The organism is Herbaspirillum huttiense, assembly GCF_047300815.1.
GTDB classification, from domain to species: Bacteria; Pseudomonadota; Gammaproteobacteria; order Burkholderiales; family Burkholderiaceae_D; genus Herbaspirillum; species Herbaspirillum huttiense_A.
Window position 1 is genome coordinate 414,985 of record NZ_CP178608.1, and the last position, 26,963, is coordinate 441,947.

Below are 26,963 nucleotides of genomic sequence, written 5' to 3' on the forward strand. Positions count from 1 at the left end.
GGTGCCGAATTCATTAGCGCAAGCCACAGGCGGCTTGTGCCGATGAATAGCTCGCCCGCGTCATCGCGATGTCGCGTGCGGGTTGCTTATATCAAGCTTGATTTTTTCCATTCACGTGAAGAAGGAGAAACAAAATGGCAACAGCAGCAAAGAAGACCGCGGCGAAGAAGCCGGCGGCAAAGAAGGCGGCAGCCGCCAAGGAAACCACCAAGAAGGTAGCCGCGCCCAAGGCCGCAGCCGCCAAGAAGACCGTGGCCAAGGCCGCCGCCAAGCCGGCAGCTGCCAAGAAGGCAGCCGCTCCGAAGGCAGCAGCGAAGAAGGTTGCAGCACCGAAGGCAGCAGCCAAGAAGACCGCAGCTCCGAAGGCCGCCGCAGCGAAGAAGGTTGCAGCACCGAAGGCAGCAGCCAAGAAGACCGCAGCTCCGAAGGCCGCCGCAGCGAAGAAGGTTGCAGCACCGAAGGCAGCAGCCAAGAAGACCGCAGCCCCGAAGGCCGCCGCAGCCAAGAAGGTTGCAGCACCGAAGGCAGCAGCCAAGAAGGTTGCAGCGCCGAAGGCAGCAGCCAAGAAGGCAGCCGCTCCGAAGGCCGCCGCAGCGAAGAAGGTTGCAGCTCCGAAGGCAGCAGCCAAGAAGGTTGCAGCGCCGAAGGCAGCCGCCAAGAAGGCAGCCGCTCCGAAGGCCGCTGCAGCGAAGAAGGTTGCAGCACCGAAGGCAGCCGCCAAGAAGGTTGCAGCCCCCAAGGCCGCCGCCAAGAAGGCAGCCGCTCCGAAGGCAGCCGCTCCCAAGGCCGCAGCAGCCAAGAAGGTTGCAGCTCCGAAGGCAGCCGCCAAGAAGGTAGCCGCTCCGAAGGCCGCAGCGCCCAAGGCAGCTGCAGCTCCGAAGGCAGCCGCCAAGAAGGCCGCCGCTCCGAAGAAGGCAGCCGCCAAGCCGGCAGCCGCCGCAGCAGCACCGGCCGCCAAGACCGTGCTGAACCCGGCCGCTGCATGGCCGTTCCCGACCGGCGCTGGCCGTCCGTAAGATCGGCGCGCGTCTAGTCTGATCCCCTCAGACTGAAGGCCGCTGTATGGCATTGCGCCATGCAGCGGTTTTTTTATGTCCGCACGATTGCGCCGCCATGTCCACGGCGATCCATGCTGCATCAAGGCTCTGGCAAATCACCGCAATGGCACAATATATGAAAGCTCAGGTATGCTCGCTCGCGGCGCCCGCGCTTGGGCTGCCGTCTGATACCGCGTTCAGCTTGCGATTGCGCTGCAGCCGCTTGCCCACTAGTATGTGCCCTGCCTCTCACTGATGGAGATCCCTGTGCTGCATAGTATTTTCACGATGATCGTCAACGCCGTCGCCAGCATCCTGGCCGGTGTCCTGCTGCTGCGTTTCTGGATGCAGGTAGTGCGCGTGCGTCCGCCGCAATCGGTGGGGCAATTCGTCTACCAGCTCTCGGACTGGCTGGTGCTGCCCCTGCGCCGGCTCATGCCGGGCGGCCGCCATGACTGGGCCAGCTTGGTGGGGGCGTTCCTGATCGTGCTCTTGTCCATCATCGCCATCCTGGGCTGGCAGACCAATTTCGATTTCAAGCTCATCTTCCTGGTGTCGCTGGAGCGCTTCTTCGAGTGGATCTGCTATGGCTTCATGGCCACGCTCATCCTCGAAGCCGTCTTCAGCTGGGTCAACCCGCATGCACCCCTGGCGCCGTTCGTGCGCGCCTTGAATGATCCGCTGCTAAGCCCGCTGCGCCGTATCATTCCGCCGCTGGGTGGCGTGGACCTCTCGCCGCTGGTACTGTTGATCCTGTTGCAGATCGCCGTGCGGGTGGTGGGTGCGCTGCTCTTCGGGGTGTTCTGACCCGGCAGCCAGCGCCGCGTCAATGAAAAAGAGCCGGACATCGTCCGGCTCTTTTTTCATCTGCGCAGTCCCTGCGGCCTTCGCTCAGCGCTTCCGTCTGGCCGACCATTGTTCCAGTGCCTGCATGGTGTTCTCCACATGCTTTTCCGGATTCATGTCGGTGTATTCGTAGAGGATGGCGTGATCGGGCGTGATGACGTAGGAGGTGCGGCTGGCATAGCCGGTGACCTTCATGAACTGGGCGTCATAGGCCTTCATGATCTTCTTGTCCACGTCGGCCGCCACCGCAAACTTGCTGCGGCATTCGCTGACCGAGAATTTGTTGAGGGTCTCGATGTTGTCCCCTGACACGCCGATGACGGTCGCGCCCAGGGCCTTGTAGCGATCCACGGCCTCGGCAAACAGATGGGCTTCGATGGTGCAGCCGGAGGTGAAGGCGGCCGGGTAGAAGTACAGCACCACCGGTCCCTTCTTCAGGGCTTCCGAGAGCGAAAAGGTCGAGACCTGTCCGCCCAGTGAACTCGGGGCCGAGAATTCAGGCGCCTTGTCGCCCGGTTTCAATGCCGCCAGCGCAGCCTGCGAACACAGCGCCGCACCCAACAGCAGCGAGGCGCCAGACCAGCGGCGCAGGCGCATGCGAACAGCAGCAGGCAAGGCAAACAGGGAAGGGTTCCGCATCGCAATTCTCCTGGTCAGGCCGGGCTGCCGGCAGCCCGGTTTACATCAGCCGAAACGATAACCGAAGGCCTTGTGGAAGCGCTCCTCGATCTCCGCCTTGGACGGCGCATGGTTCTGCGGACCTTGCGAGGCGATTTTGATGGAGCCCATCAGGCTGGCCAGGCGGCCGGTGGTTTCCCAGTCGTAGCCTTCGGTCAGGCCATGCAGCATGCCGGCGCGGAAAGCATCGCCGCAGCCGGTCGGATCAGCGATCTTGTCGGCCGGAACGCACGGGATGGCATGGTGCTTGCCGCCCACGAAGATGTCGGCACCCAGTTCGCCGCGCGTGACCACCAGGGCAGTGACGCGTTCAGCGATCTGTGCCAGCGACAGTCCGGTACGCGCGGTCAGCAGTTCGGCTTCGTAATCGTTGACGGCGACATAGGTGGCAAGGTCAATGAAGTTCTTGAGGTCATTGCCATCGAACATCGGCATGCCCTGGCCCGGATCGAAGATCAGCGGGATCTTCAGTTCAGCAGCCTGCTGCGCGTGCTGCAGCATGCCGTCACGGCCATCGGGTGCAACGATGGCGAACTTGACAGCGCCAGCGTCAGCAACCTTGTTCTCGTGCGACCAGGTCATGGCGCCGGGGTGGAAGGCGGTGATCTGGTTGCTGTCGGCATCGGTGGTGATGAAGCACTGCGCGGTGAACGAGGACTCGATCTGGCGCACGCATTGGGTCGAGATGCCCAGGGTGGCAAAACGCTCCATGTAGGGCGCGCTGTCCAGACCGACGGTAGCCATCACGATGGGCTCGCCGCCCAGCAGCTTGAGGTTGTAGGCGATGTTGCCGGCGCAGCCGCCGAACTCGCGGCGCATGGTCGGCACCAGGAAGGAGACGTTGACCTTGTGCAACTGGTCGGCCAGCAGCGCTTCAGCGAAGCGGCCCTCGTATTGCATGATGTTGTCGTAAGCGAGGGAACCGCAGATCAGTGAGCTCATGGCGTGGTCGGGACAAGTGAGTGAACAATGCCGCATTGTAGAAGAAAAGCGACGCGCAGTCTGAACCTGATGCAAGTCGTTTCGTCTTCAGGCCGTGCATTGATGATCCGTGAAGATCAGCAGCGATCAGGGGTAGAAGAGATAAATGCGATAACCCGAGACCAGCGCATCCTTGAGCTCGAAGTTGAGCTTGATCTGCTGCTCGCTCTCGGGCGCGATGCCGCGGTCGACCTGCGCCGGGTCGGCCAGGTAGTCGCGCGGACGGAAGACGCGGCGCACCACCGCTTTCTCATCGTCATTGTTGAGCGTGAGCTCGATATGCGGCCAGGCCTGGGCGCTGGTGCCGCGATTGCGCATCATCAGCGAGAGCGCATAGACGTTCTGGTTGGGCGGCACCACCTGCAGTTCATTGGATTCCAGCGAAAGGCGCTCGATCTCGGTGGGCAGGCCCACGGTGCAATGCAAGGCCACACACATGCCGTTGAGCATGGGGCGCAACTGCGGCACGGAGGCCGCCAGCGGATTGCGCCAGTAATAGAGCGATTGCAGCAGCAGCACCGGCACCATCACGCCGGCCAGCACCATCATCACGATCTTCATGGCCTGGCTGATGCGCGCGCGGCGTTCGGCGCGTTTGACGAAGCCGGGTTCGTCGGCGGGCTCGTCGTCGTCCTCTGCGGCTTGCGTGCCGGCTTTTTCGTCATCGGCGCGCAGGCTCTCCTTGTCACCGGCCACATCATGCAACACAGGTTCGTCGTCGATGCGGAAGACGGCAGCTACCTCGGGCGGCGCGGCAATCTCGTCAGGCTCGCCCGAAGAGCGGCGCAGCAACGCACCACTGTCGGGACCGTCCTCTTGCGGTGGCATCGAGCTGCTGGCTTGATCCTCGGGACTTGTCTTGTCCACAGGCACAGCGGGTTTGAAGTTCGCACCAAGATCCGGAAGGTAGCCCGGACTGGTCGGCGAGCGGAACACCTTAGGCTCGGCAATGACCGGGATGGCGGCAGGCGAGGGAGCCGACGCAGCAGCCTGGACGGGCGCGGCTACCGACATTGGCTGCGGCGCAGGAACGTTCACCTCGGGGACGGGCGTTTGAGCAGGGGGAACGAAGGGAGGCTGTTGCGCGGTCAGCGGCGCGCCAGTTCGTTCATAGGGGCTGTTAGCGGGGGGCGTCGGGACCGAGGAGGACGAAGGTGCCGGCGCAAACACCGGTGTCGCCATCCCGGCCTGGGCCTTGCTGCCCGCTGCCGGCTGGTAGTGGCCGTCGGCCACGCTGGCCTCGACCAGGAATTCGTTACCGTTGAAGACCTGGCGGCAATTGCCGCAGCGGACCAGTCCGCCGCGCAGTTTGAGCTGGTCGCTGGCGACCCTGAAGATGGTCAGGCAGTGCGGACACTGGGTCGCCAACGCCATGGATTACTCCGGCAGGCGGCCTGCCAGGGCCACCCAGCCTTCATGTTCGGCCCAGACGGTCAGGGCGATCCAGGGCGCGTAGGCGTTGATGACTTCCTGGGCCTGGCGATCCAGCACGCCCGAGAGTACCAGCGAACCGCCGGCGCGCACGCGGCCGGCCAGCATGGGGGCCATCAGCTGCAGGGGGCCGGCCAGGATGTTGGCCACCACCACGTCGAAGCGCTCACCTTCCGGGTGGGCTGCGGCGAAGGGTTCCGGCAGGTAATAAGTCGCGCTGCAGTGGTTGCGTTCGGTATTGTGCTGGGCCGACTCCAGCGCCTGTGGATCGATGTCCACCCCGATCACCTGCGGCACGCCGATCTTGGCGGCCACCAGGGCCAGGATGCCCGAGCCGCAGCCGTAGTCCAGCAGGGTTTGGGCCTGGGCGGCATTGGCTTCCAGCCACTCCATGCAGAGCCGGGTAGTGGGATGGCTGCCGGTGCCGAAGGCCAGGCCCGGGTCCAGTTCCAGCACCAGGGCGTCCGGATCGGACGGTGCCTCGTGCCAGCTGGGCACCACCCAAATGCGCTGGCCGATGTGGATGGGCTCGAACTGGGATTGCGTCAGGCGCACCCAGTCCTGCTCTTCCACGTTGCGCGTGGCAAAGGGCAGGGCATAGTCCAGGCCGATGGCCTTGGCGGCATCCATGACGATGGTGGCGTGGTCGGCATCCTTGCCGGCCAGCGCCACCACACGGCTGCGGTCCCAGGCGGCTTCTTCCGGTTCCATGCCGGGTTCGCCGAAGAGCGGACGCTCGGCGTCCGTCCCTTCATCCGCATCTTCCACCGACACCGAGAGGGCGCCAGAGTCCATCAGGGCGTCGGACAATGCCTCCGCCTGTTCGCGCGCCACTTCGATGACGATTTCTACCCAAGCCATGCTTGCCTGCCTTTGCTGTCGTTACTGTTGTTACTGTTATTACCGTTGTTGCTGCTGAACTGCGATTTACTTCTTGAGGGACTTGTCCGCTTCCGGCGCCGTCGGGCGTTCCGACAACTTATGTTCCAGATAATGGATATTGGTTCCGCCTTCGAAGAAACGCGCATCCACCATCAGCTCGCGGTGTAGGGGGATATTGGTCGAAATGCCTTCCACCACCATCTCCGAGAGCGCGATCTGCATGCGGCGGATGGCCTGTTCGCGGGTCGCACCGTAGGCAATCACCTTGCCGACCATCGAATCATAGTTGGGCGGCACGAAATAACCCGAGTAGGCATGCGAATCAACGCGGATGCCAGGACCACCCGGCACGTGCCACGCCGTGATACGGCCCGGCGAGGGGATGAACTTGAACGGATCCTCGGCGTTGATGCGGCACTCGATGGCATGACCCTTCAGTTCGATGTCGCGCTGGCGGTAACGCAGCTTTTCGCCGGCGGCGATGCGGATCTGTTCCTGCACGATGTCCACACCGGTGATCATTTCGGTCACCGGGTGTTCCACCTGCACGCGGGTGTTCATCTCGATGAAGTAGAACTCTTCATTTTCGTACAGGAACTCGAAGGTACCGGCGCCACGATAGTTCATCTTGCGGCAGGCTTCGGCGCAACGTTCGCCGATCTTCTCGATGATCTTGCGCGGGATGCCCGGTGCTGGCGCTTCCTCGATCACCTTCTGGTGGCGGCGTTGCATGGAGCAGTCGCGCTCGCCCAGCCAGATGGCTTGCTTGTGCTCGTCGGCCAGGATCTGGATTTCCACGTGGCGTGGATTTTCCAGGTATTTCTCCATATAGACTTCCGGATTGCCGAAGGCAGCCCCGGCTTCAGTCTTGGTCATGGTCACGGCATTGATCAGCGCGGCTTCGGTATGCACCACGCGCATGCCACGGCCACCGCCACCGCCGGCGGCCTTGATGATGACCGGATAGCCGATCTTGCGGGCGATCTGGACGATTTCCTTGGGGTTGTCCGGCAACGCGCCTTCCGAGCCCGGCACGCAGGGCACGCCGGCGCGGATCATGGCCTGCTTGGCCGAGACCTTGTCACCCATCATGCGGATGTTTTCCGCGCGCGGGCCGATGAAGACGAAGCCGGACTGTTCCACGCGCTCGGCGAAATCGGCGTTTTCCGAGAGGAAGCCGTAGCCGGGATGGATCGCCTGGGCGTCCGTGACTTCAGCGGCGCTGATGATGGCCGGCATGTTCAGGTAGGACAGGGCCGACGGGGCCGGGCCGATGCAGACCGACTCATCGGCCAGCTTCACGTACTTGGCCTCGCGGTCGGCCTCGGAGTGCACGACCACGGTCTTGATACCCAGTTCGCGGCAGGCGCGCTGGATACGCAGGGCAATTTCGCCACGGTTGGCGATGAGGATTTTTTCAAACATAACAGGAATGAGGCGTCGCCAGGTTCAAGCGTTATAGGTTCCGGAGCCGGGCCGCGGCAGCCGGCATGTGCCGCGCGGCGGCCGTTGCTGCCAGGCCAGGGACTGCTGCGGCGGGAATCAGCCCAGCACGAACAGCGGTTGGCCGAACTCGACGGCCTGGCCGTTTTCCACCAGGATCTGCTTGACCACGCCACCCTTGTCGGCGTCGATTTCGTTGAGCAGCTTCATGGCTTCGATGATGCACAGGGTATCGCCTTCCTTGACTTCCTTGCCCACTTCGACGAAGGCCGGTGCGCCCGGTGCCGAGGAACGGTAGAAGGTACCGACCATGGGCGACTTGACGATGTAGCCTTCCGGCACGGCCGGCGCCGCCGGTGCGGCAGCGGGAGCAGCAGCAGCCGGGGCAGCGGCCACGGGGGCAGCGGCGGGAGCGTAGGCTTGCTGTTGCGGCACCATCACGACCTGGTTCTGGGCATTCGGGGACGACTTGACGATGCGGACCTTGCTTTCGCCTTCGGTGACTTCCAGCTCTTCGATGGCCGATTCAGCAACCAGGTCGATCAGCGTCTTGAGTTTTCGTAAATCCATTTGAATCCCTCGGAATGTAGATGAGTAGTGTTAAACGAAACGCCGGCGCTCTGTGGCGCCCGGCGGGTTCAGTCTGGGTCTTGCAGTACGTGAAGCGATCCGTTCGAAGCGGCGTGTCCGCCCTCAGGATTGACGCAGCCAGAAATCAACGGCCATACGATAGCCATCGACCCCGAAGCCGCACAGGACTGCCCGGGCGATGCCGGACAGATAGGAAAAATGCCGGAACTCCTCGCGCTGGTGCACATTGGAGATATGCAATTCCACGAAGGGAATCGCCACCCCGGCCAGCGCATCGCGCAGTGCCACGCTGGTATGGGTCAATCCACCCGGATTGATGATGATGCCATCGACCCCCTCCAGGCGCGCCTGGTGGATGCGGTCGATCAGGGCGCCTTCGTGGTTGCTCTGGAAGGTGGCCAGGTTCGCGCCAGCGGCGCGGGCCTGTTCTTGTGCACGCTGTTCGATATCGGCCAGCGTGGTGGATCCGTAGACTTCCGGCTCCCGGGTTCCGAGCAGATTAAGGTTCGGTCCATTGAGCAGGAGAAGCTGTTTTGCCATGGAGATTAAGCTCCGTTTGACGACGATGCGCGCATTTTGCCGTCAAATACCATCATTTGGCAAGAAAAACTTTCTTTTCACGGATTTGCGTTTGCGGGCCGCCGAGGTGGCCCTGCAAGTGACTCTGCGATTCAGAGCTGAGACAGGTCGGCGCGCAGTTCATCGAACTTGATGCGGCCCAGGTAGACCTTCTTGACGTTGCCGTCCTTGCCCACCAGAGCGGTGAACGGAAGACCGCCCGCCTGATTGCCGAATTGCCGCAGCAAATCGGTGGCGCCGGTTCCGGCAACGAAGAGAGGATAGCGGATTTGGTACTTTTGCGCAAACTTGGCGATATTTTCCTGACTATCGACGCCAATTCCGAGGATTTGCACCGGCGCGATCTCCTGCTGCAAGGCCGTCAGCTCGGGCATTTCCTCCACGCAAGGGCCGCACCAGGTGGCCCAGAAATTCACGACCAGGGGTTTGCCCTTGTATTGCGCCAGGGACTGGGTCTGGCCGGTGGCGTCCGGCATGGACTGCGACAGCAGCTTGTTGAGCGCCTGGGTCTCGGGCGAGGCGGGCGGGTTGGCGCGATGGCTGGCATAGACGCCAACACCGACGCAAACGACCGCAACCACGGCCAACAGGATCACATTTTTCAGTTTCGTCATGAATCAGTCCTCGGAGGGGGCATCGATGAGCGCTGCCAGCGCAGCCGCATCGCCGCGCTCTGGGCGCTTGCCGGGGGCGGCACGGAGGCTGCCGCGCAGGTCGTCTTCGTCGTACAGGGCCAGATGGGCCAGTTCGGGGTCGGCACCGCGCTGGGGCAGCAGGAAGCTCAGGGTTTCCACCGCCTGGCCGGTACGGAAGTGGCTGGTCTCCCCGACCTCGAAGTTCACGTTCTTGTTCAGAAGGAAAATCTCGACATCCTTGGCGCTGGGGGAGAACAGCTGCAGGTGGATGTCCGAATGTTCACCTGCCGTGCCATTCCACACCGCGCCGGTAATATAAGGATTGAACTGCTCCAGGTCCTGCATCAGCTGCAGGGCCACCTGGCGCAGGTGCAACAGGCGCGCCGGCTGGGTGTCGGCAAAGAAGAGTTCGTTGTAGATGCGGACTTCTTCTTCGATCTGCTCGTTATCGGGCATGATCTCGCCGCGTACCTTCTGGTTGCCCAGGATCTGTCTGGCCGCCTTGCGCTTGGCGCTGCCGTAGTCGGCGCCATCTTCGGCGATCATGCGGGCCGCGGCGGCGGCGATTTCGGCGCGCAGCTGCTCGGTGGGGGAGGTGAATTCAAATTCAGGCATGGGCGACATGATACTCGTTAGAGGTGGCGCCCGCCGGCTCAGGTAAAATCGCGGGATTACACCCCAAGATTCGCTATGCATATACACATCCTCGGCATCTGCGGCACCTTCATGGGCGGCCTGGCCGTGCTGGCCAAAGAGGCTGGCCATACCGTGACCGGCTGCGACGCCAACGTCTATCCCCCCATGAGCACCCAGCTGGAAGCCCAGGGCATCACCCTGACCCAGGGTTTCGAGCCGTCCCAGGTGGAGATCAAGCCGGACCTGTTCGTCATCGGCAACGTGGTCTCGCGCGGCAACCCGCTGATGGAAGAGATCCTCAACCGCGGCCTGCCCTATGTCTCCGGTCCGCAATGGATGGGCGAGAACATCCTGCAGGACAAGTGGGTCCTGTCGGTGGCCGGCACGCATGGCAAGACCACCACCTCGGCCATGCTGGCCTGGGTGCTGGAGCACGCGGGCTACCAGCCGGGCTTCCTGATCGGCGGGGTGCCGATGAACTTCGGCATCTCGGCGCGCCTGGGCAGTGATGGCCAGGGTGGACCGTCTCCCTTCTTCGTCATCGAAGCCGACGAGTACGACACCGCCTTCTTCGACAAGCGCAGCAAGTTCGTGCACTACCGCAGCCGTACCGCCGTGCTGAACAATCTTGAGTACGATCACGCCGACATCTTCCCCGATCTGGCCGCCATCGAGACCCAATTCCACCATCTGGTGCGCACCGTGCCCGGGATCGGCCGGGTCATCGTCAATGGCCGCGAAGCCGCATTGCAGCGTGTGCTGGCGCGCGGCTGCTGGAGTGAACGTGAAGATTTTGGCGTGGCCGCCGGGCAGCCCGGCTGGTCGCTGCAGACCCACGAGGATGGCCGTTTCGAGGTCTTCTTCGAAGGTCAGTCGCAAGGCACGGTGGACTGGTCGCTGACCGGTGAACATAACCGCATGAACGCCCTGGCCGCCATTGCCGCTGCCCGCCACGTGGGCGTGCCGGCGGCCCAGGCCATCGAGGCCTTGGGCGCGTTCCAGAGCGTGAAGCGGCGCATGGAGCTGCGCGGCAGCGCCAATGGCGTGGCCGTCTATGACGATTTCGCCCATCACCCGACCGCCATCGCCACCACCGTGGCCGGCCTGCGCAAGAAGGTCGGTGCCGCCCGCATCCTGGCCGTGCTGGAGCCGCGTTCCAACACCATGAAGCTGGGCACGATGAAAGAAGCCCTGCCGGGCAGCCTCACCGAAGCGGATCTGGTCTTCGGTTTCGGCGCCCAGTCCGGGCGTGATGCGCTGGGCTGGGACCTGGCCGAGGCGCTGGCCCCGCTGGGCCAGAAGGCCGCTGCCTTCCACGACCTCGATGCGCTGGTGCAAGCCGTCAAGGCCGCCGCGCAGCCTGGCGACCATGTGCTGGTGATGAGCAATGGCGGCTTCGGCGGCGTACACCAGAAGCTGTTGGACGCGCTGGCATGATCCTGTACCTGCACGGCTTTCGTTCCTCGCCGCAGTCCTTCAAGGCGCGCGTGATGGGACAGCGCATGGCCGGGCTCGGCCTGCAGGACCAGTACGTCTGCCCGCAACTGCCGGCCTCGCCGGCCGGGGCCATCGCCCTGGCGGGTGCGCTGGTGGCAGGGGTGGACCCGGCCGAGCTGACCGTGGTCGGCTCGTCGCTGGGCGGTTACTACGCCACCTGGCTGGCCGAACACACCGGCTGCAGGGCGGTGCTGGTCAACCCGGCGGTCAAGCCGCCGCGCGACCTGGAATCCTATGTCGGCGTGACCACGCAATATCACTCCGACGAACCCTTTGAATTCAAGCGCGAGTACATCGCCGAGCTGCTGGCCCTGTCGGTGCCGGCGATCACGCGCCCCGAACGCTATTTCCTGCTCGCGGCCACCGGTGACGAAGTGCTGGACTGGCGCGAGATGGTGGCCCATTACCCCGGCGCGCGCCAGACCGTCATCGAGGGCAGCGACCATGGCATGGCCGAGTTTGCCGACCATCTGGACGAGGTGCTGGCCTTCTGTGGCGTGGACCTGCCCGGCAAGGCGGTGCGCTGATGCCGCAGGCTGTGCGCAAGGCGCGCTGGATGGCGCATCCGCAGGCATTGGCGGCGCTCTTGGCCACTGATGGCGACCTGACGCGGCGCACCCGCGCCTGGCTGGCCGACCCCGGTTCCATGACCCTGAAGCTCAAGCGCCGGACCGAAAGCTTCAGCGTGCGCCTGCTGCGCCAGCGCCCGGGCCGCATCCTGGCCGATGAACATGAAGCCTTGTGCATATCGCCCCGTAGCCGGGTGGTGGAGCGCGATGTCATCCTGCTGGGCGACGGGCAACCGGTAGTGTTCGGCCATACGGTGCTGTCGACCAGCTCGGTCAAGTCCGACTGGCCCTTTTTCAGCAAGCTCGGCACCACGCCCCTGGGGGCCAACTTGTTCTTTGATCCGCTGGTCGGGCGCAGCCCCATCCAGTATGCTCGGCTGTCCGCCGGCCACCCGCTGATGCGCCGCATCGCGCAGGCCTTGCCCGGGTCCGAATTGCCGACCAGTTTGCTGGCGCGCCGCTCCCTGTTTACCCGGCGCGGCGGCGTGCTGATGGTCACCGATGTTTTCCTGCCGGCACTGGAGGCGCTCATGCGTCCGCTGCCGGCCCACGTACCGATTGAAAAGCGATAGAAGCAGATGAATTTATTGTTCGAAGAATCCGGCGACTTCAAGGCCGGCTCCATCATGACCCAGCAGGGCGAGTCCTACCAGGTCGAGATGGCCTCCGGCAAGCGCGCCAAGGTCAAGTCGCGCGATGCGCTGCTGCAATTCGCTGCCCCCGCGCCGCAGGAGCTGATGCAACAGGCCCAGGCCATCGCTGACGAAGTCGACCTGGATTTCCTGTGGGAAGTGGCCGGCGAAGAAGAATTCGGTTTCACCGAGCTGGCCGCCGAGTATTTCGGCCACGCCCCGCTGCCGCCGGAAGCGGCCGGCCTGCTGCTGTGCCTGCATCGCGCACCGATCTATTTCTACAAGAAGGGCCGTGGCCGCTACAAGGCGGCCCCGCAAGCCTCGCTGCAGGCGGCCCTGGCCGGGCTGGAAAAGAAGAAGCAGCAACTGGCCGCACAGGCCGTGTATGTGGAAGAACTCAAGGCCCACAAACTGCCGGAAGCCTTCCGCCCCATCGCCCTGCAACTGCTCTTCAAGCCGGACAAGAACGGCATCGAATTCAAGGCCCTGGACGCCGCCGCCAAGGAAATGCAGACCACCCCGCAGCGCCTGATGCTGGCCGCCGGCGGCGTGGCCTCGCCCAAGGATTTGCATTACGCGCGGTTCCTCTCCGAATTCTTCCCGCGCGGCACCGGCTTTCCGGCCATCGATATCCCGACGGCCACCACCGACCTGCCGCTGGCCGATGTGCAGGCCTTCTCCATCGATGACGTGACCACCACCGAGATCGATGATGCCCTGTCGGTCACCCGTCTGCCTGACGGCAAGCTGCGCGTGGGTATCCACATCGCAGCCCCGGGCCTGGCCATCAAGCGTGGCGATGCCATCGATGCGATTGCACGTGCGCGCATGTCCACCGTCTACATGCCGGGCGAAAAGATCACCATGCTGCCCGACGACCTGGTGGCCACCTATACTTTGGATGCCGGTGCTGCCCGTCCTGCGCTGTCGCTGTATGCCACGCTGGACGCGGCCAGCTGGGAAGTGCTGGGCACCGAGACCCGCGCCGAGCGGGTGCCGATCGCCGCCAACCTGCGCCACAACGACCTCGACGAGCTGGTCACCGAGGAAGCCCTGGCCGAGAATCGCGGCGACTATCCGCACAAGGAAGAGATCGCGCTGCTGTGGCAGTGGGTGCAATTGCTGGAACAGGGCCGCATGGCCAAGCGCGAGAGCTTTGGCCTGCGCCCGGAACAGAACAACCGCGTCGACTTCAACTTCTACGTCGAGAACGATGTGGTGAGCATCGTGCGCCGCCGCCGTGGCGCGCCGCTGGACAAGATCGTGGCCGAGCTGATGATCTTCGCCAACAGCACCTGGGGCAAGCTCATGGCCGATCACGGCGTGCCGGGCATCTACCGCGCACAAGGCGGCGGAGCCGGCGGCTGGGCCGCCAAGATGCAGGTGCGCATGGTCACCCACGCCGCGCCCCACCAGGGCCTGGGCGTGGATCAATATGCCTGGAGCACCTCGCCGCTGCGCCGCTATACCGACCTGGTCAACCAGTGGCAGATCCTGGCCTGCATCGAGCACGGCGTGACCGCGCCGCTGGTGGCGCCCTTCAAGCCGCGCGATGCCGATCTCTTCGCCATCGTCTCGGGCTTCGATGCGGCTTACTCCGGCTATGCCGATTTCCAATCGACCATGGAACGCTACTGGTGCCTGCGCTGGCTGGCGCAGGAAAACGCCCGCACCGTGGAAGCCGTGGTGCTCAAGGATGAAATCCTGCGTCTGGTGGACATCCCGCTGGTGCTGCGCATGCCGGGCCTGCCGCAACTGGCGCGCGGCCTGCAGGTCAAGCTGGACCTGCTGCGCTGGGACGAGGTCGACCTGACCGTGGAGGCGCGCCTGCTGGAAGTGCCGGCCGCCGCGGCCCAGGCGCTGGCCAGCGACCTCGGTGAAGACGATGACGAGTTGCTCGAAGGCATGGCCTCCATGGGCAGCGAAGAGCAGGGCGAAGAAGCGGCCGCTGAACAGGATGCTGCGCAAGATTCTGCACAGGATTCGGATCAGGATGCTGCACAGGATGATGCACGCAATCCTGCAGCCGACGCCGGCGAAAACCCGTCCGCGCAAGCGGCCCAATGAGCCGGTGCTGGCGTAGAATTGGCGCTGTGTTTATCGTCGTCGCTTCCCGTTTGCTGTGAATCTGTTTGCCCAACACCGTCTGCTGAGCGTTGCGCTCGGAATCTCGCTGCTGGTGCATGGCCTCTTGCTGGCCGTGCACTTCGCCGCGCCCGATGCCTTCCGTTTCAAGCCGTCCGATCCGGAGCTGGAAGTCATCCTGGTCAACGCCAAGCATGACAAGAAGCCGGTCAATGCCCAGGCGCTGGCGCAGGCCAACCTGGATGGCGGCGGCAACGCCGACGACGGCCGTGCCAGGTCACCGCTGCCGGACATGCAGCGGGTGGAAAGCGGCGACAGCGTCAAGGCTGCCCAGCGCAAGGTGGCCGAGCTGGAACAGCAGCAGCGCAAGATGCTGGCGCAGCTGCAGGAGGCGCGCCAGCACGTGGCCAGCAGCGAGTTGCAAAAGCCGACCGAGACGCCGCAGCCCAACGCGCGCGACCTGACCGAGACCGCCAAGGCCATGGCGCGCATGGAAGCCGAGCTGGCCAAGGATATCGCGCAATACAACAAGCGCCCGAAGAAAACCCAGATCACGCCGAGCACCCGCGAAGTGGGTTATGCGCAGTATTTCAAGGCACTGCAGGACAAGGTGGAAAAGGTCGGCACGCTGAATTTCCCGACCCGCGACGGCAAGAAGCTCTACGGTGAACTGCTGGTCGTGATCCCGGTGTTCCAGGATGGCAGCCTCTACGAGCGCGATGGCGGCGTGGTGGTGCGCACCAGTTCCGGCAATGCCGCGCTGGACCAGGCGGCGGTGGCCATCGTGCGGCGCTCGGCGCCGTTCGGCCGCTTCCCCGAGAACATGCGCACCAGCGGCAAGGATGACGTATGGGAAGTCATCGTGACCTTCCGTTTTACCCGCGACCAGGGCGTGCAGGCACAACTGGGCGCCAGCTGAGCGCATCAGCGGCCCGGCCACAGACAAGAACAGAGAACGAGGGAGCAGTTAGAACACCATGGATGAATACGTCGTCATCGGCAACCCGATTGCCCACAGCAAGTCGCCCGAGATCCATGCGCAGTTCGCTGCCCAGACCGGCCAGTGGCTGCACTACGATCGCCTGCTGGCGCCGCTGCACGGCTTCAAGGCAGCGGTGCAGGTGTTCCAGCGGCGCGGCGGACGCGGCGCCAATGTCACTGTCCCCTTCAAGCTGGAAGCCCACGCCCTGTCCGATCAGCTGACCGAGCGCGCGCGCCTGGCGGGGGCGGTCAATACGCTCAAGTTTGAAGGCGGCCGCATCCTTGGTGACAACACCGATGGCGCCGGCCTGGTCACCGACATCGTGACCAATGCCGGCCAGGCGCTAGCGGGACGCCGCATCCTGCTGCTGGGGGCGGGTGGCGCCTCGCGCGGTGCCCTGCTGCCGCTGCTGCAACAGCGGCCGGCCGAGCTGGTGATCGTCAACCGCACGCAGTCCCGGGCCCAGGAGCTGGCGCAGCAGTTCGCCGAATACGGTCCGGTGCGCAGCGCCGCCTATGCCGAGCTGGGCGGCGTGTTCGACCTCATCATCAACGCCACCTCGGCCAGCCTGTCGGACGACCTGCCGCCGCTGCCGGTGTCGGTGTATGGCAGCGAAACCCTGGCCTACGACATGATGTATGGCCGCCAGCCCACGATCTTCATGCAGAGCGCCCAGCAACACGGCGCCAGCGTGCGCGATGGCCTGGGCATGCTGGTCGAGCAGGCCGCCGAAGCCTTCCTGCTCTGGCGCGGCGTGCGGCCGGCCACCGCCGAGGTGTTTGCCAGCCTGCGCCAGCAATTGTCGCAATAGAGGCGGGCTGCAGTCCGTCACACCTGTAGAAGACTGCAGGACTGCAGGACTGCAGGTCTGCAGATCTGCATGAGGCCTCGATCCCGCATCGCTAGAACCTGGAACAGAACCACCACCGGCACATGAAATCGTTACGCAAGCTGCTCTTCTGGATCATCGTCCTGCCCGTCACGCTGGTACTGCTGCTGCAGCTGTACTTCTTCGTGCAGATCTGGTGGTGGAAGGACCACAATCCCGAGTCCACCAGTTTCATGCGCCAGCAGTTGTCCCTCCTGCGCGAGAAGGACCCGAATGCCCAGCTGCAATTCCGCTGGGTGCCTTATGCACGCATCTCCAACAATCTCAAGCGGGCCATCATCGCCTCGGAAGATTCCAATTTCTCCGAGCATGACGGCGTCGACTGGGAGGCCCTGCAGAAGGCCTACGAAAAGAACGAGAAGAAGGGCAAGGTAGTGGCCGGTGGTTCCACCATCACCCAGCAGCTGGCCAAGAACCTGTTCCTCTCGGGCGAGCGCAGCTACCTGCGCAAGGGCCAGGAATTCATCATCACCTACATGCTGGAATTCCTGCTGGACAAGCAGCGCATCTTCGAGCTCTATCTCAACGTGGTGGAGTGGGGCAACGGCGTCTTCGGCGCCGAGGCGGCCGCCCAGCATTACTACCGCACCACCGCCGCCGGCCTCGGGGCGGAGCAAGCCGCGCGGCTGGCGGTGATGCTGCCGCGTCCGCGCTATTACGACCGCAATCGTGGCTCCGGCTACCTGGCCGCCCGTACCAGCCTGATCCTGCGCCGCATGAACGCGGCCACGCTGCCGCCGGCGCACAAGTAATCCAAACCGGCGCTGCTGCCGCAGCCAGATGACCGCCGTATGACAGCGCGCCACGCTCACCACAGCCATACCGCCCGCTCTGGATTGGCGCTTGCCTGGCACGGGGCTTGAACGTACACTTGCGCACGTTTCGCGCCTGTCGCCACGGGCTGCCGCATTTCACCCGGGACTCTTCACCCCGCGTTCCACCGAGCGAGAACCCATGATCAATGTATTCGTGTTGCAAAACGGACGGCTGAGCCAGGTCAACATCGACAGCCGCACCGACCTCGAACAGGCCGCGCCGGTCTGGGTGGACCTGACCGAGCCGAATGACGAAGAGCGCGCCTGGGTCAAGAGCATCTACGGCGTGACCCTGCCCGACGAGGACGAATTCAGCGACATCGAAGCCTCGGCCCGTTACTTCGAAGCCGAGAACGGCGACCTGCACCTGCGCACCGACTTCCTCTTCGAAGGCGACGACGATTCTTCCTCCACCATGACGGTGGCCTTCATCCTGGCACGCAATATCCTCTTCTCGGTGCATGCAGAGGACCTGCCGGTGTTTCGCCTGGTGCGCATGCGCGCGCGCTCGCGGCCCGGTTCCATCGGCGACTACCGCGATGTGCTGCTGGACCTCTATGAGACCGATGCCGAATATTCGGCCGACGCGCTCGAAGGCATCTACCAGAAGCTCGAAGCGGTGAGCACCAGCGTGCTCAAGAAAAGCCTCTCCGACCAGGCCGCCGCCGACGTGCTCAACACCATCGCCCACGAAGAAGACTTGAACGGCCGCATCCGCCGCAACATGATGGATACGCGCCGCGCGGTCAGCTTCCTGATGCGCGGACGTCTGCTCAGTTCGGAGCAGTTCGAGGATGCGCGCCAGATCCTGCGCGACATCGAATCCCTGGATGGCCACACCGCCTTCCTCTTCGACAAGATCAACTTCCTGATGGATGCCACCGTCGGTTTCATCAACATCAACCAGAACAAGATCATCAAGATCTTCTCGGTGGCCTCGGTGGCTTTCCTGCCACCGACGTTGATTGCCAGCATCTACGGCATGAACTTCAAGGTCATGCCGGAACTGGACTGGGTGGTCGGTTATCCGCTGGCCATTCTCATGATGGTCGGGTCGGCCATCGCACCATTCTGGTATTTCCGTCGGCGCGGCTGGCTCAATTGAAGCCTGTCTGCTGACGGCGACGTCCTCATTTCTCCGACACCGATTCCCGGGCTTCTCCGATGCCGCGCACAAGGTGTGCGCGGCACACTGCGATCATCATCCATCGCACAGGCGCGCAGAGGTGCGCATCCGTGTTTTCGCATAGGAGAACATCATGTCCATCCGTCATCACACCGTCTCGCTGGCCGTGGTCAGCGCCAGCTTCGCCGGCCTGCTCATTGGCTGCGCGAGCCCGCAGCAAGCCCCCTATGGCGCGGCGCCTGCCTCGCAGAACTATGAACGGGTGGCCGCCTATTCCGGCACCGGCGTGGTGGAAGCCATCGAAGTGACGCACAAGGAAAGCAACGGCGTGGCCGGTGCGGTGGTGGGCGGCGTGGCTGGCGGCTTGCTGGGCAACGCCGTGGGCGGCGGTACGGGCCGGGTGCTGGCTACGGTTGCCGGTGCCGCCGGTGGTGCCTATGCGGGCAACCAGGTCCAGCGCAACAGCGCCGCAGGCCATCAGGTCTACAACATCCGCGTGCGCATGAGCGATGGTTCCCTGCAGACCTTCGCGCAGGAAGACAATACCGACTTCCGCGTGGGCGACCGCGTCCGGCTGGATAACGGTCGTATCAGCCGTTACTAATCTGGTCACTGTTGTTACCAAAGCTTGGTGCGGTAAGGCACCGTTCGCTATCGACATGAAAAAAGCCGTCCGGCTCAACACTGGACGGCTTTTTCGTTGTGGGCGCGGCCCCGGTATTACGCAGGGTAGAGCGCTCCCAGCACGCGCAGGCCACGCGCGCCCGTCACAGCGGGCAGGTTGCCTGGCAGGCGCAATTCAAAGCGCCGCGCCAGCCAGGCAAAGGCCAGCGCCTCCACATGCTGCGGTGCCACGCCCAGTACAGCCGTCGATTGCACGCTTGCGCGGCCGTCCAGTTGCTGCTGCAACAGCCGCATCAGGAAGGCATTCTCGGCCCCGCCTCCGCACACATAGACCTGCTGCGCCGTGGGTGCGTGCGCGATGATGGCGTCGGCAATGGTGCTGGCCGTGAGCATGGCCAGCGTGGCCTGAACGTCTTCCGGTGCAAGTTCGGCGCCGGTACGTTGCAGCGCCGCCTGCAGCCAGTCGAGATGGAACAGGTCGCGTCCCGAACTCTTGGGTGGCGGCAAGCGGAAGAAGGGCTCATCACGCAATTGCGCCAGCAGTCCCGCATGCACTTGTCCCGAGGCGCCCCAGTCGCCGTTGGCGTCATAGGCGCGTTGCTGGTGCAGGTGAATCCAGCCATCCATGAGCGCATTGCCAGGACCGGTATCGAAGCCGTAAGCGCCTTCTTCTTGCGCCGGCAGGATGCTGATGTTGGCGATCCCGCCAATGTTGACGACCACCCGCGACTGCCCCGCATCCCCGAAGATGGCGCGATGGAAGGCCGGCACCAGCGGTGCGCCCTGGCCGCCAGCGGCGACGTCGCGGCTGCGGAAGTCGGCCACCACATCGATGTTGCACAGTTCGGCCAGCAGCGCCGGGTTGTTGGTCTGGCGCGTGAAACCGAGTTCGGGGCGATGGCGGATGGTCTGTCCATGCACGCCCACCAGGCGCACGTCGGCCGCCGTCTTGCCGGCCTGCAGCAGCAGTTGCGCCACGCAGTCGGCGTAATGCACGGCCAGCGCATTGGCGGCCAGGGCTTCGCGTTCGATCTCGTTGGGCCCGGCGGCCTGCAGGGCCATCAGGTCCGCGCGCAGGTGGGCGGGGAAGGGCACGTAGGCCGCCGCCAGCGTGGCGCAGACGGCCTGGCCGTCGAAGGCGGCCAGGACACCGTCGACGCCGTCAAGACTGGTGCCGGACATCAGGCCGATGGTCAAAAAGGGAGAATCGTTCATGGCAGGCAGTTCGGAAAAAGAAAAGGGCGGCCGCTGATTCTACAGCGCCGCCCTGGTCGGGGAGTTCGGAAAGCCGTCCCTTACTTGGCTGCCGCCAGCTTCACATCGGGCGCACCCGGCACGCGCAGCATGGCCATGCGATGCTGCATGTCGGCCGCCACCGTGCGGAAGCGCTGCAACTGCGGGCCGGTCAGGGCCTGGTTGTTGGGCACCTCCACCGACAGCGGATTGCGCGGCTGGTTGTTGACGCGGAACTCGTAGTGCAGGTGCGGGCCGGTAGCCCAGCCGGTCATGCCGACGAAGCCGATCACGTCATTCTGGCTGACCTTCATGCCCTTCTTGATGTTGGACGCGAAGCGGCTCATGTGGCCGTAGGCGGTGGAGTAGCCGCTCCAGTGCTTGATGACGACGATGTTGCCGTAGCCGTTCTGCTGGCCCACGAAATCGACCACGCCATCGGCGGCTGCATGGATGGGGGTGCCGGTGGGGGCGGCGAAGTCCACGCCGGTGTGCTGCTTCCACTGGCCCAGGATCGGGTGCAGGCGCATCGAGAAACCGGAAGAGATACGGGTGAAGGCCAGGGGCGACTTCAGGAACGCCTTCTTGAGCGACTTGCCATCGAAGGCGTAATAGCCGCCACCGCCAGTCTTGCTGGCCGGGTCGCTGAACCAGACGGCCTGGTAGCGGTTGCCGGCGTTGTCGAATTCACCGGCCAGCACGCGGCCGGTACGGACCAGGTCGCCGTTCTGGTAGTAGGTCTCGTAGACCACGTTGAAACGGTCGCCGCGGCGCAGGTCGGAGGCGAAGTTGATGTTGGTGGCGAACATGTCCACCAGCTGCATGGCCACCGCATCGGGGATCTGCGCCGTGTCGGTGGCGGCGAAGAGCGAGGAGAAGATGGTGCCGGCGCGCATTTCCACGCGGCGCTCCAGCACGGCGGGCTGGGCTTGGGCGGTGAGCTTGCCGTCCTGGCGCGCAATGACCAGGTTCTTGGGGGTATCGCTGCCATCGTCGAGGGTGGCGGAGAGCTTGATGAGCTCGCCGTTGTCATCGGTCTGGGCCACGACGCGCTTGCCGGCGCGCAACTGCATTACGGTGCGTGCCAGGGTATCGGACTTGATGAAGGCGGTGGCTTCATCGTCGTCCACGCCCAGGCGGTTGAGCAGGGTGGCCAGGGTGTCGCCGCTGCGGACCTTCTCTTCGTTGACGTAATACTGCGCACGCTCTTCCAGTGCGCTGACCTGCTGTTGCAGGTCGGGCAGGGCCAGCTCCTTGGAAATCGGGTTCACCGGGGCATCGCGCAGGTCCGGCTCGGCCGGGGCGAAGCCGGCCGCACCGATGGTGAAGGCGGCCAGGAACAGGGCGCTGGCACCGATGATGCGGGTCTTGGGCGAGGAAGCGGCGACTTTGTGGTGGCAGGACTGCAACGCGGAGAAGCACAGGGACGAGACGTGCTTGAGTTTATCTTGTGGGAACATGCAAACCGAATACGTTAAAATCTGACGTTTCCGTGGCGGATGGCGGGTGATGGCTGCAATGCGGCGTTTCCTGTCCCCCCGCCGTGTTGCGCCCGCGTAACATCGCTTACGGGTCGAGAACGTTTTCCTGCTGCTGAGCTTCTGAGGCCGCGTCCTGGCGCTGGGCAGAAAAAACGAAAGTCGGAATTATAGCAACACGATTTAGCGGTCCTGTCCTACAAAAGCCAATTTTTTAGTTATATCGATGAACGCCGACCAGTCCACCTCCGCCGCCGCTGCGCCTGCCCAGGCAGCCCCTTCCCGCCTGCCCCTCACCGACAAGGTGCAAGAGGCGCTGGCCATCACCAAGCGCGGCACCGATGAGCTGCTCATCGAAAGCGAATTCGCGCAAAAGCTGGCGCGCGCCGAGCAAAGCGGCCAGCCGCTGCGCATCAAGCTGGGCCTGGACCCGACCGCGCCCGACCTGCACCTGGGCCACACCGTGGTCCTCAACAAGATGCGCCAGCTGCAGAACCTGGGCCACCAGGTGATCTTCCTGATCGGTGACTTCACCTCCATGATCGGCGACCCGTCCGGCCGCAATGCGACCCGCCCGCCGCTGTCGCGCGAGCAGATCGAGATCAACGCCAAGACTTATTTTGCCCAGGCCAGCCTGGTGCTGGACCCAAGCAAGACCGAGATCCGCTACAACTCCGAATGGTGCGATGCCCTGGGCAGCCGCGGCATGATCCAGCTGGCCTCGCGCTACACGGTGGCGCGCATGATGGAGCGCGATGACTTCACCAAGCGCTTCAAGGAAGGCACGCCCATCTCGGTGCATGAATTCCTCTACCCGTTGATGCAGGGTTATGACTCGGTGGCCCTGAAGTCGGACCTGGAGCTGGGCGGCACCGACCAGAAATTCAACCTGCTGGTGGGCCGCGAACTGCAGAAGGACTTCGGCCAGGAGCCGCAGTGCATCCTGACCATGCCGCTCCTGGAAGGCCTGGACGGCGTGGAGAAGATGTCCAAGTCCAAGGGCAACTACATCGGCATCACCGAGCCGGCCAACACCATGTTCGCCAAGGTGATGAGCATTTCCGACGTGATGATGTGGCGCTACTACGACCTGCTGTCGTTCCGTTCGATGGCCGAGATCGCCGGCTACAAGGCCGAGGTCGAGGCCGGCAAGAACCCGCGCGACATCAAGGTGGCGCTGGCCCAGGAAATCGTCGCCCGCTTCCACTCGCAGCAGGCCGCCGAAGATGCACTGGCCGACTTCGTGAACCGTTCCAAGGGCGGCATCCCGGACGATATCCCGGAAGTCTCGCTGTCGGGCGCGCCGCTGGGCATCGGCCAGTTGTTGAAGCAAGCCAACCTGTGCGCCTCCACCTCGGAAGCGCTGCGCATGGTGGAGCAGGGCGGTGTGCGCATCGACGGCACCGTCATCAGCGACAAGGGCCTGAAGGTCGAGGCCGGCCAGTGCGTGGTGCAAGTGGGCAAGCGCAAGTTCGCCCGCGTCACCCTGGCGTAAGCTGGAACGCGCATGATTGCCCTCTTGCAGCGGGCCAGCCAGGCCTCGGTGGTGGTGGATGGCCAGACGCTGGGCAGCATCGGCACCGGGCTCATGGTGCTGGTCTGCGCCGAGCGCCACGACACCCCGGCCGAAGCCGACGCCCTCTTGAAGAAGCTGCTGGCCTATCGCGTCTTCAGCGACGAGGCCGGCAAGATGAATCGCAGCGTTGCCGACGTGCAAGGCGGCTTGCTGCTGATCCCGCAATTCACGCTGGCGGCCGATACCAATTCAGGCACCCGCCCATCCTTCACGCCTGCGGCGGCACCGGAACTGGGTCGGCAACTGTTCGACCACTTCGTGGCCCAGGCGCGTGCGCGCCATGGCGAGGAAAGGGTGGGAACGGGGCGCTTCGGAGCCGATATGAAGGTGTCGCTCACCAACGACGGTCCGGTGACTTTCTGGCTGCAGGTCAAGCCCAAGGCGCCGGCTGCCGATATGAACGTTACTGAATAAAATCCAGCCCGGCATTGAAGCCCGGCGGCGCGTCCCCAAATGAATTCGTAATGCGTGTTGCATGTGGCCTTACTTTTTGGAGGTGATATGAAATTCTGGAGCGATTCTTTCAAGGACGGTGCCAACATCCCGGGCGAGTTTGCCTTTGCGGTGATGGATCCCAAGACCCACGTGGCCCTTTCTGCCAATCGCAATCCGCACTTCGCCTGGAGCGATCTGCCGGCCGGCACCAAGTCGTTGGCGCTGGTGGTGCATGACCCCGACGTGCCCTCGCGCGGCGACGACGTGAACCAGGAAGGCAAGACCGTGCCGCTGGAGCTGCCGCGGGTGGATTTCTATCACTGGACCCTGGTGGATATCCCGGCGGGCGTGAGCCAGATCAAGGCCGGCCAGTTCAGCAGCGGCGTGACCGCACGCGGCAAGCCGGGCCCGGCCGTACTGGGCGACGTCATGCCGGGCGCGCGCCAGGGCATCAATGACTACACCGGCTGGTTCGCCGGCGACGGCGACATGCGCGGCGACTACTTCGGCTATGACGGCCCCTGCCCGCCGTGGAACGATGCGCTGGTGCACCGCTACATCTTCACGCTGTATGCGCTGGATGTGGAACAACTGCCGGTGTCCGGCAACCTGGAAGGCTCGGTCGTGGTCACTGCGCTGCGCGACCACGTGCTGGATCAGGCCGCCATCACGGGCCTCTACACCCTCAACCCCAACGCGGTACCGCGTAGCTGACCTGACTGCACTGCATGACCGACATCCTGCTGATCCGCCACGGCGAAACCGACTGGAACGTGGACAAGCGCCTGCAAGGGCATATCGACATCGGCTTGAACGAGGCCGGCCAGCGCCAGGTCCTGGCGCTGGGCGAGGCGCTGGCGGGGGAGGGCATCGATGCCGTCTTCGCCAGCGACCTGCAGCGTGCGCGCGATACGGCCCAGGCCGTGGCCGGGCCAGCGGGATTGACGGTGCAGATCGATGCGGGCTTGCGCGAGCGCTGCTACGGCGGCTTCGAGGGCTTGCGCCATACTGAGATCGAAGCGCTCTATCCCGAGGCGTATCGCCAGTGGAAGGCACGCGAGCCGGACTTCCGCTATCCCGCCGGCGAGCGCATCGCCGAGACCATGCGCGAATTCTATGAACGTTCGGTGGCGGCCGTGCAGCGGGTGCTGGCCTCGGGCCGCTATCGCAAGGTGGCCATCGTCACCCATGGCGGCGTGCTGGAGTGCGTGCATCACTGGGCCAGCCAGACTTCCTTTGCCCAGCCCCGTACGTTTGACATCTTCAATGCCAGCGTCAATCGCCTGCACTGGGATGGCGAACGTGCCCACATCCGCTCCTGGGGCGAGATCGGGCATCTCCAGCGGGAGACGCTGGATGAGGTGGATCGCTGATCTTTTTGCTATCTACAATCTATAATTTGTAATTTAAAAATACAAATTTAAATTTGTATTACTCGAATACAAACCACAACACGTAAAGTGATGAAACAACGTATGATTTGTTTCATATCACTTCGTAGTGGGGTTGTATGAGTGAATTTCCCGTCCGTACTGGCCACCAGCTGCCACAGCTGCTGCAGGCCTACCGCAAGCAATCCGGCATGACCCAGACGGAGGTTGCCCGTCGCCTGGGCGTGACCCAGCAGAACCTGTCTTCGCTGGAGCGCAACGCTGACAAGGTCAGTGCCGACCGGCTGGTGGAACTGCTCAACATCCTGGGCGTCGAGCTGGTCCTGCGCAAAGCGGACAATGCGCGCCCATCGAGCGATACCCCTCCTCTCGACGACGCTTCATGGTGACCGCGCAGCGTCGCAAGCCCAGGGAGCTGGGGCTGTGGATGAATGGCAGTTTCGTTGGCACCTGGGCCATCACGGCGCAAGGCGACAGCCTGCACTACGACCCGCAGTGGGTGGCATCGCCCGGCGGCCGTCCCTTGTCGCTGTCGCTGCCTTTCAAGCCCGGCAATCCACCCCATCGCGGCGAGATCGTCCATCACTATTTCGACAACTTGCTTCCCGACAGCAAGCTCATCCGCGAACGCCTCGCACGCCGCTACCAGGCCGCCGACACTGATGCCTTTGCACTGCTGGCCGAAGCGGGCCGGGATTGCGTGGGCGCGCTCCAGATCCTGCCGGCGGGCGTGGTGCCCTCAGCCAGACCGGTGATCGAGTCCAGGCCCTTGAGTGACAACGAAGTCGCAGAGTTGCTGCATCAGATTACGGAGCCCCTGCCAATGGGCCTGAAGGACGATGAAGAGCTGCGTCTCTCGTTGGCAGGTGCCCAGGAAAAGACCGCCCTGTTGTGGTACCAGCAGCAATGGTGCTTGCCTCACGGTAGCACTCCCACTACGCACATCCTGAAATTGCCCATGGGTGTGGTCGGTGGCCTCAAGCTCGATCTGCCCCATTCGGTCGAGAATGAATGGCTGTGCTCACGCATCCTGGCAGCCTATGGCATGCCGGTGGCCACCTGCGAAATCTTGCGTTTTGGAGCGCAGCGGGTGTTGTCAGTGGAGCGCTTCGACCGCCGCTGGAGCCGCGATCCGGTCAGCGGGCAGACCGTACTGCTGCGTTTGCCGCAGGAAGACCTGTGCCAGGCCAGCGGGATTTCACCCTGGCGCAAATATGAAGCCGATGGTGGCCCGGGCATGAAGGAAATCATGGCGCTGTTGGGCGGTGCCATCGATCCGGTGGCCGCGCGTCGGTACTTCTTCCAGGCCCAGGTGTTGTTCTGGATGTTGTGGGCTACCGACGGCCATGCCAAGAATTTCTCGCTCTTCCTCAAGCCCGGTGGCCGATACGAACTGACGCCGCTGTATGACGTGCTGTCTGTCTTGCCCCTGATCGGCGAAGGGCCCGGCAAGTTGTCGCCGCATCGGGCTGCCATGGCGATGGCAGTACGGTCCCGCAACGTGCATCGCAGGATGAAAGATATCCTGCCACGTCACTGGGCGGCCCTCGGCGCGCACTTCGGCATCGTGGCCGAGAACGGCGAAGGGCCGCTGGCGCTGCTGCGCGAACTGGGCGAGCACACCGAGAAAGTCATTGCCACCGTGCAGGCCGATCTGCCGGAGGGGTTCCCGCCCAAAGTGGCCGCTGCGATCCTCAAAGGCTTGCGCCAATCGGCAGACAGCCTGCTGGCCTTCGTGAAATCGGCGTGAGATTCCCGTCGAATGATACTGCGAATTAGCATTTCTCCAACAATCTCCGCTGCCCAATAAATAATCAGCCCCAAAGATGTAACCGCGCCCGATTCTTGTTGGGCGAGGCAGGCAATCGCGCTAAAATAGCGCCCTTCCCCGT

Annotated in this window: 28 protein-coding genes; 17 read left to right on the forward strand and 11 right to left on the reverse strand. The window is 64.0% G+C overall.

Going from position 1 to position 26,963, the window contains the following annotated elements:
• Nucleotides 1–134: 134 nt before the first annotated feature.
• Both ACLRDN_RS01940 and ACLRDN_RS01945 read left to right on the forward strand, forming a co-directional pair.
• On the forward strand, nt 135–1,016 hold the full coding sequence (locus ACLRDN_RS01940; protein ID WP_413458736.1) for a histone H1-like repetitive region-containing protein: 882 nt from the start codon (nt 135–137) through the stop codon (nt 1,014–1,016).
• 288 nt (nt 1,017–1,304) lie between these two features.
• Entirely contained in the window at nt 1,305–1,844 is a 540-nt protein-coding gene (locus tag ACLRDN_RS01945) for a YggT family protein (RefSeq protein ID WP_413458737.1), read from the forward strand.
• A gap of 84 nt (nt 1,845–1,928) precedes the next feature.
• Here ACLRDN_RS01945 and ACLRDN_RS01950 read toward each other — a convergent pair whose 3' ends face one another.
• From ACLRDN_RS01950 to ACLRDN_RS01990, 9 genes are all read right to left on the reverse strand, one after another.
• Nucleotides 1,929–2,522 carry a peroxiredoxin gene (locus tag ACLRDN_RS01950; protein ID WP_413458738.1) on the reverse strand — a complete coding sequence of 198 codons (594 nt, stop codon included), beginning with the start codon at nt 2,520–2,522 and terminating at the stop codon, nt 1,929–1,931.
• 45 nt (nt 2,523–2,567) lie between these two features.
• On the reverse strand, nt 2,568–3,503 hold the full coding sequence (locus ACLRDN_RS01955; RefSeq protein WP_413458739.1) for a carbohydrate kinase family protein: 936 nt from the start codon (nt 3,501–3,503) through the stop codon (nt 2,568–2,570).
• A 126-nt stretch (nt 3,504–3,629) separates the two neighbouring features.
• On the reverse strand, nt 3,630–4,916 hold the full coding sequence (locus ACLRDN_RS01960; RefSeq protein WP_413458740.1) for a DUF3426 domain-containing protein: 1,287 nt from the start codon (nt 4,914–4,916) through the stop codon (nt 3,630–3,632).
• Between the two features lie 3 nt (nt 4,917–4,919).
• A complete protein-coding gene (gene prmA / locus ACLRDN_RS01965; protein ID WP_413458741.1) occupies nt 4,920–5,834 on the reverse strand; it encodes a 50S ribosomal protein L11 methyltransferase in 915 nt (304 codons plus the stop codon).
• A gap of 66 nt (nt 5,835–5,900) precedes the next feature.
• Complete coding sequence (gene accC / locus ACLRDN_RS01970; RefSeq protein WP_209580186.1) at nt 5,901–7,280, reverse strand: acetyl-CoA carboxylase biotin carboxylase subunit; 1,380 nt, start codon at nt 7,278–7,280, stop codon at nt 5,901–5,903.
• 117 nt (nt 7,281–7,397) lie between these two features.
• On the reverse strand, nt 7,398–7,868 hold the full coding sequence (accB, locus tag ACLRDN_RS01975; protein ID WP_413458742.1) for an acetyl-CoA carboxylase biotin carboxyl carrier protein: 471 nt from the start codon (nt 7,866–7,868) through the stop codon (nt 7,398–7,400).
• 123 nt (nt 7,869–7,991) lie between these two features.
• A complete protein-coding gene (gene aroQ, locus ACLRDN_RS01980; protein WP_413458743.1) occupies nt 7,992–8,429 on the reverse strand; it encodes a type II 3-dehydroquinate dehydratase in 438 nt (145 codons plus the stop codon).
• 131 nt (nt 8,430–8,560) lie between these two features.
• Nucleotides 8,561–9,082, reverse strand: coding sequence for a TlpA family protein disulfide reductase (locus tag ACLRDN_RS01985; protein ID WP_413458744.1), 522 nt, complete (start codon nt 9,080–9,082; stop codon nt 8,561–8,563).
• A gap of 3 nt (nt 9,083–9,085) precedes the next feature.
• Nucleotides 9,086–9,727: a hypothetical protein gene (locus tag ACLRDN_RS01990; RefSeq protein ID WP_413458745.1), complete on the reverse strand. Its 642-nt coding sequence runs from the start codon at nt 9,725–9,727 to the stop codon at nt 9,086–9,088.
• Between the two features lie 66 nt (nt 9,728–9,793).
• Between ACLRDN_RS01990 and mpl the strand changes: the two genes are divergently transcribed.
• The 9 genes from mpl (at nt 9,794) to ACLRDN_RS02035 (ending at nt 18,938) form a co-directional block, all read left to right on the forward strand.
• Entirely contained in the window at nt 9,794–11,176 is a 1,383-nt protein-coding gene (gene mpl, locus ACLRDN_RS01995) for a UDP-N-acetylmuramate:L-alanyl-gamma-D-glutamyl-meso-diaminopimelate ligase (RefSeq protein WP_413458746.1), read from the forward strand.
• Nucleotides 11,173–11,763, forward strand: coding sequence for a YqiA/YcfP family alpha/beta fold hydrolase (locus ACLRDN_RS02000; RefSeq protein ID WP_413458747.1), 591 nt, complete (start codon nt 11,173–11,175; stop codon nt 11,761–11,763). Before mpl ends, ACLRDN_RS02000 begins: the two co-directional genes overlap by 4 nt.
• Nucleotides 11,763–12,377, forward strand: coding sequence for a chorismate--pyruvate lyase family protein (locus ACLRDN_RS02005; RefSeq protein ID WP_413458748.1), 615 nt, complete (start codon nt 11,763–11,765; stop codon nt 12,375–12,377). The genes ACLRDN_RS02000 and ACLRDN_RS02005 overlap by 1 nt, the downstream gene beginning before the upstream one ends.
• Nucleotides 12,378–12,383: 6 nt before the next feature.
• A complete protein-coding gene (locus ACLRDN_RS02010) occupies nt 12,384–14,504 on the forward strand; it encodes an RNB domain-containing ribonuclease (RefSeq protein WP_413458749.1) in 2,121 nt (706 codons plus the stop codon).
• 55 nt (nt 14,505–14,559) lie between these two features.
• Nucleotides 14,560–15,441 carry an energy transducer TonB gene (locus ACLRDN_RS02015; RefSeq protein ID WP_413458750.1) on the forward strand — a complete coding sequence of 294 codons (882 nt, stop codon included), beginning with the start codon at nt 14,560–14,562 and terminating at the stop codon, nt 15,439–15,441.
• A 58-nt stretch (nt 15,442–15,499) separates the two neighbouring features.
• Nucleotides 15,500–16,315, forward strand: coding sequence for a shikimate dehydrogenase (gene aroE / locus ACLRDN_RS02020; RefSeq protein WP_413458751.1), 816 nt, complete (start codon nt 15,500–15,502; stop codon nt 16,313–16,315).
• A gap of 122 nt (nt 16,316–16,437) precedes the next feature.
• Nucleotides 16,438–17,145, forward strand: coding sequence for a monofunctional biosynthetic peptidoglycan transglycosylase (gene mtgA / locus ACLRDN_RS02025; RefSeq protein ID WP_413458752.1), 708 nt, complete (start codon nt 16,438–16,440; stop codon nt 17,143–17,145).
• Nucleotides 17,146–17,347: 202 nt separating this feature from the next.
• Nucleotides 17,348–18,313: a magnesium/cobalt transporter CorA gene (gene corA, locus ACLRDN_RS02030; RefSeq protein ID WP_413458753.1), complete on the forward strand. Its 966-nt coding sequence runs from the start codon at nt 17,348–17,350 to the stop codon at nt 18,311–18,313.
• Nucleotides 18,314–18,467: 154 nt separating this feature from the next.
• Nucleotides 18,468–18,938 (forward strand): glycine zipper 2TM domain-containing protein, encoded by a 471-nt coding sequence (locus ACLRDN_RS02035; RefSeq protein ID WP_413458754.1) that lies wholly within the window; start codon nt 18,468–18,470, stop codon nt 18,936–18,938.
• 116 nt (nt 18,939–19,054) lie between these two features.
• Here the strand turns inward: ACLRDN_RS02035 and ACLRDN_RS02040 are convergent, their stop codons facing one another.
• Together ACLRDN_RS02040 and ACLRDN_RS02045 are read right to left on the reverse strand one after the other, a co-directional pair.
• The gene (locus tag ACLRDN_RS02040; RefSeq protein WP_413458755.1) at nt 19,055–20,173 is read right to left on the reverse strand and encodes an anhydro-N-acetylmuramic acid kinase; all 1,119 of its coding nucleotides are present in this window, start codon (nt 20,171–20,173) and stop codon (nt 19,055–19,057) included.
• Between the two features lie 80 nt (nt 20,174–20,253).
• The gene (locus tag ACLRDN_RS02045; RefSeq protein WP_413458756.1) at nt 20,254–21,651 is read right to left on the reverse strand and encodes a peptidoglycan DD-metalloendopeptidase family protein; all 1,398 of its coding nucleotides are present in this window, start codon (nt 21,649–21,651) and stop codon (nt 20,254–20,256) included.
• A gap of 244 nt (nt 21,652–21,895) precedes the next feature.
• On the opposite strand from ACLRDN_RS02045, the gene tyrS reads away from it, so the two are divergent.
• From tyrS to ACLRDN_RS02075, 6 genes are all read left to right on the forward strand, one after another.
• Complete coding sequence (gene tyrS, locus ACLRDN_RS02050) at nt 21,896–23,164, forward strand: tyrosine--tRNA ligase (RefSeq protein WP_413458757.1); 1,269 nt, start codon at nt 21,896–21,898, stop codon at nt 23,162–23,164.
• Nucleotides 23,165–23,176: 12 nt separating this feature from the next.
• Nucleotides 23,177–23,659, forward strand: a complete 483-nt coding sequence (dtd, locus tag ACLRDN_RS02055) for a D-aminoacyl-tRNA deacylase (RefSeq protein WP_134221212.1) — start codon at nt 23,177–23,179, stop codon at nt 23,657–23,659.
• 87 nt (nt 23,660–23,746) lie between these two features.
• On the forward strand, nt 23,747–24,394 hold the full coding sequence (locus tag ACLRDN_RS02060; RefSeq protein ID WP_413458758.1) for a YbhB/YbcL family Raf kinase inhibitor-like protein: 648 nt from the start codon (nt 23,747–23,749) through the stop codon (nt 24,392–24,394).
• Between the two features lie 14 nt (nt 24,395–24,408).
• Nucleotides 24,409–25,053, forward strand: coding sequence for a histidine phosphatase family protein (locus ACLRDN_RS02065; protein WP_413458759.1), 645 nt, complete (start codon nt 24,409–24,411; stop codon nt 25,051–25,053).
• A 137-nt stretch (nt 25,054–25,190) separates the two neighbouring features.
• The gene (locus tag ACLRDN_RS02070; RefSeq protein ID WP_413458760.1) at nt 25,191–25,460 is read left to right on the forward strand and encodes a helix-turn-helix domain-containing protein; all 270 of its coding nucleotides are present in this window, start codon (nt 25,191–25,193) and stop codon (nt 25,458–25,460) included.
• Complete coding sequence (locus ACLRDN_RS02075) at nt 25,454–26,821, forward strand: type II toxin-antitoxin system HipA family toxin (protein ID WP_413458761.1); 1,368 nt, start codon at nt 25,454–25,456, stop codon at nt 26,819–26,821. The genes ACLRDN_RS02070 and ACLRDN_RS02075 overlap by 7 nt, the downstream gene beginning before the upstream one ends.
• The last annotated feature ends 142 nt before the right edge of the window (nt 26,822–26,963 follow it).

Coding starts and splice junctions, on each gene's coding strand:
- ACLRDN_RS01940 (WP_413458736.1), top strand. CDS start 135: ATGGCAACAGCAGCAAAGAAGACCGCGGCGAAGAAGCCGGCGGCAAAG.
- ACLRDN_RS01950 (WP_413458738.1), bottom strand. CDS start 2,522: ATGCGGAACCCTTCCCTGTTTGCCTTGCCTGCTGCTGTTCGCATGCGC.
- ACLRDN_RS01955 (WP_413458739.1), bottom strand. CDS start 3,503: ATGAGCTCACTGATCTGCGGTTCCCTCGCTTACGACAACATCATGCAA.
- ACLRDN_RS01960 (WP_413458740.1), bottom strand. CDS start 4,916: ATGGCGTTGGCGACCCAGTGTCCGCACTGCCTGACCATCTTCAGGGTC.
- prmA (WP_413458741.1), bottom strand. CDS start 5,834: ATGGCTTGGGTAGAAATCGTCATCGAAGTGGCGCGCGAACAGGCGGAG.
- accC (WP_209580186.1), bottom strand. CDS start 7,280: ATGTTTGAAAAAATCCTCATCGCCAACCGTGGCGAAATTGCCCTGCGT.
- accB (WP_413458742.1), bottom strand. CDS start 7,868: ATGGATTTACGAAAACTCAAGACGCTGATCGACCTGGTTGCTGAATCG.
- aroQ (WP_413458743.1), bottom strand. CDS start 8,429: ATGGCAAAACAGCTTCTCCTGCTCAATGGACCGAACCTTAATCTGCTC.
- ACLRDN_RS01985 (WP_413458744.1), bottom strand. CDS start 9,082: ATGACGAAACTGAAAAATGTGATCCTGTTGGCCGTGGTTGCGGTCGTT.
- ACLRDN_RS01990 (WP_413458745.1), bottom strand. CDS start 9,727: ATGTCGCCCATGCCTGAATTTGAATTCACCTCCCCCACCGAGCAGCTG.
- mpl (WP_413458746.1), top strand. CDS start 9,794: ATGCATATACACATCCTCGGCATCTGCGGCACCTTCATGGGCGGCCTG.
- ACLRDN_RS02000 (WP_413458747.1), top strand. CDS start 11,173: ATGATCCTGTACCTGCACGGCTTTCGTTCCTCGCCGCAGTCCTTCAAG.
- ACLRDN_RS02005 (WP_413458748.1), top strand. CDS start 11,763: ATGCCGCAGGCTGTGCGCAAGGCGCGCTGGATGGCGCATCCGCAGGCA.
- ACLRDN_RS02010 (WP_413458749.1), top strand. CDS start 12,384: ATGAATTTATTGTTCGAAGAATCCGGCGACTTCAAGGCCGGCTCCATC.
- aroE (WP_413458751.1), top strand. CDS start 15,500: ATGGATGAATACGTCGTCATCGGCAACCCGATTGCCCACAGCAAGTCG.
- mtgA (WP_413458752.1), top strand. CDS start 16,438: ATGAAATCGTTACGCAAGCTGCTCTTCTGGATCATCGTCCTGCCCGTC.
- corA (WP_413458753.1), top strand. CDS start 17,348: ATGATCAATGTATTCGTGTTGCAAAACGGACGGCTGAGCCAGGTCAAC.
- ACLRDN_RS02035 (WP_413458754.1), top strand. CDS start 18,468: ATGTCCATCCGTCATCACACCGTCTCGCTGGCCGTGGTCAGCGCCAGC.
- ACLRDN_RS02040 (WP_413458755.1), bottom strand. CDS start 20,173: ATGAACGATTCTCCCTTTTTGACCATCGGCCTGATGTCCGGCACCAGT.
- ACLRDN_RS02045 (WP_413458756.1), bottom strand. CDS start 21,651: ATGTTCCCACAAGATAAACTCAAGCACGTCTCGTCCCTGTGCTTCTCC.
- tyrS (WP_413458757.1), top strand. CDS start 21,896: ATGAACGCCGACCAGTCCACCTCCGCCGCCGCTGCGCCTGCCCAGGCA.
- dtd (WP_134221212.1), top strand. CDS start 23,177: ATGATTGCCCTCTTGCAGCGGGCCAGCCAGGCCTCGGTGGTGGTGGAT.
- ACLRDN_RS02060 (WP_413458758.1), top strand. CDS start 23,747: ATGAAATTCTGGAGCGATTCTTTCAAGGACGGTGCCAACATCCCGGGC.
- ACLRDN_RS02065 (WP_413458759.1), top strand. CDS start 24,409: ATGACCGACATCCTGCTGATCCGCCACGGCGAAACCGACTGGAACGTG.
- ACLRDN_RS02070 (WP_413458760.1), top strand. CDS start 25,191: ATGAGTGAATTTCCCGTCCGTACTGGCCACCAGCTGCCACAGCTGCTG.
- ACLRDN_RS02075 (WP_413458761.1), top strand. CDS start 25,454: ATGGTGACCGCGCAGCGTCGCAAGCCCAGGGAGCTGGGGCTGTGGATG.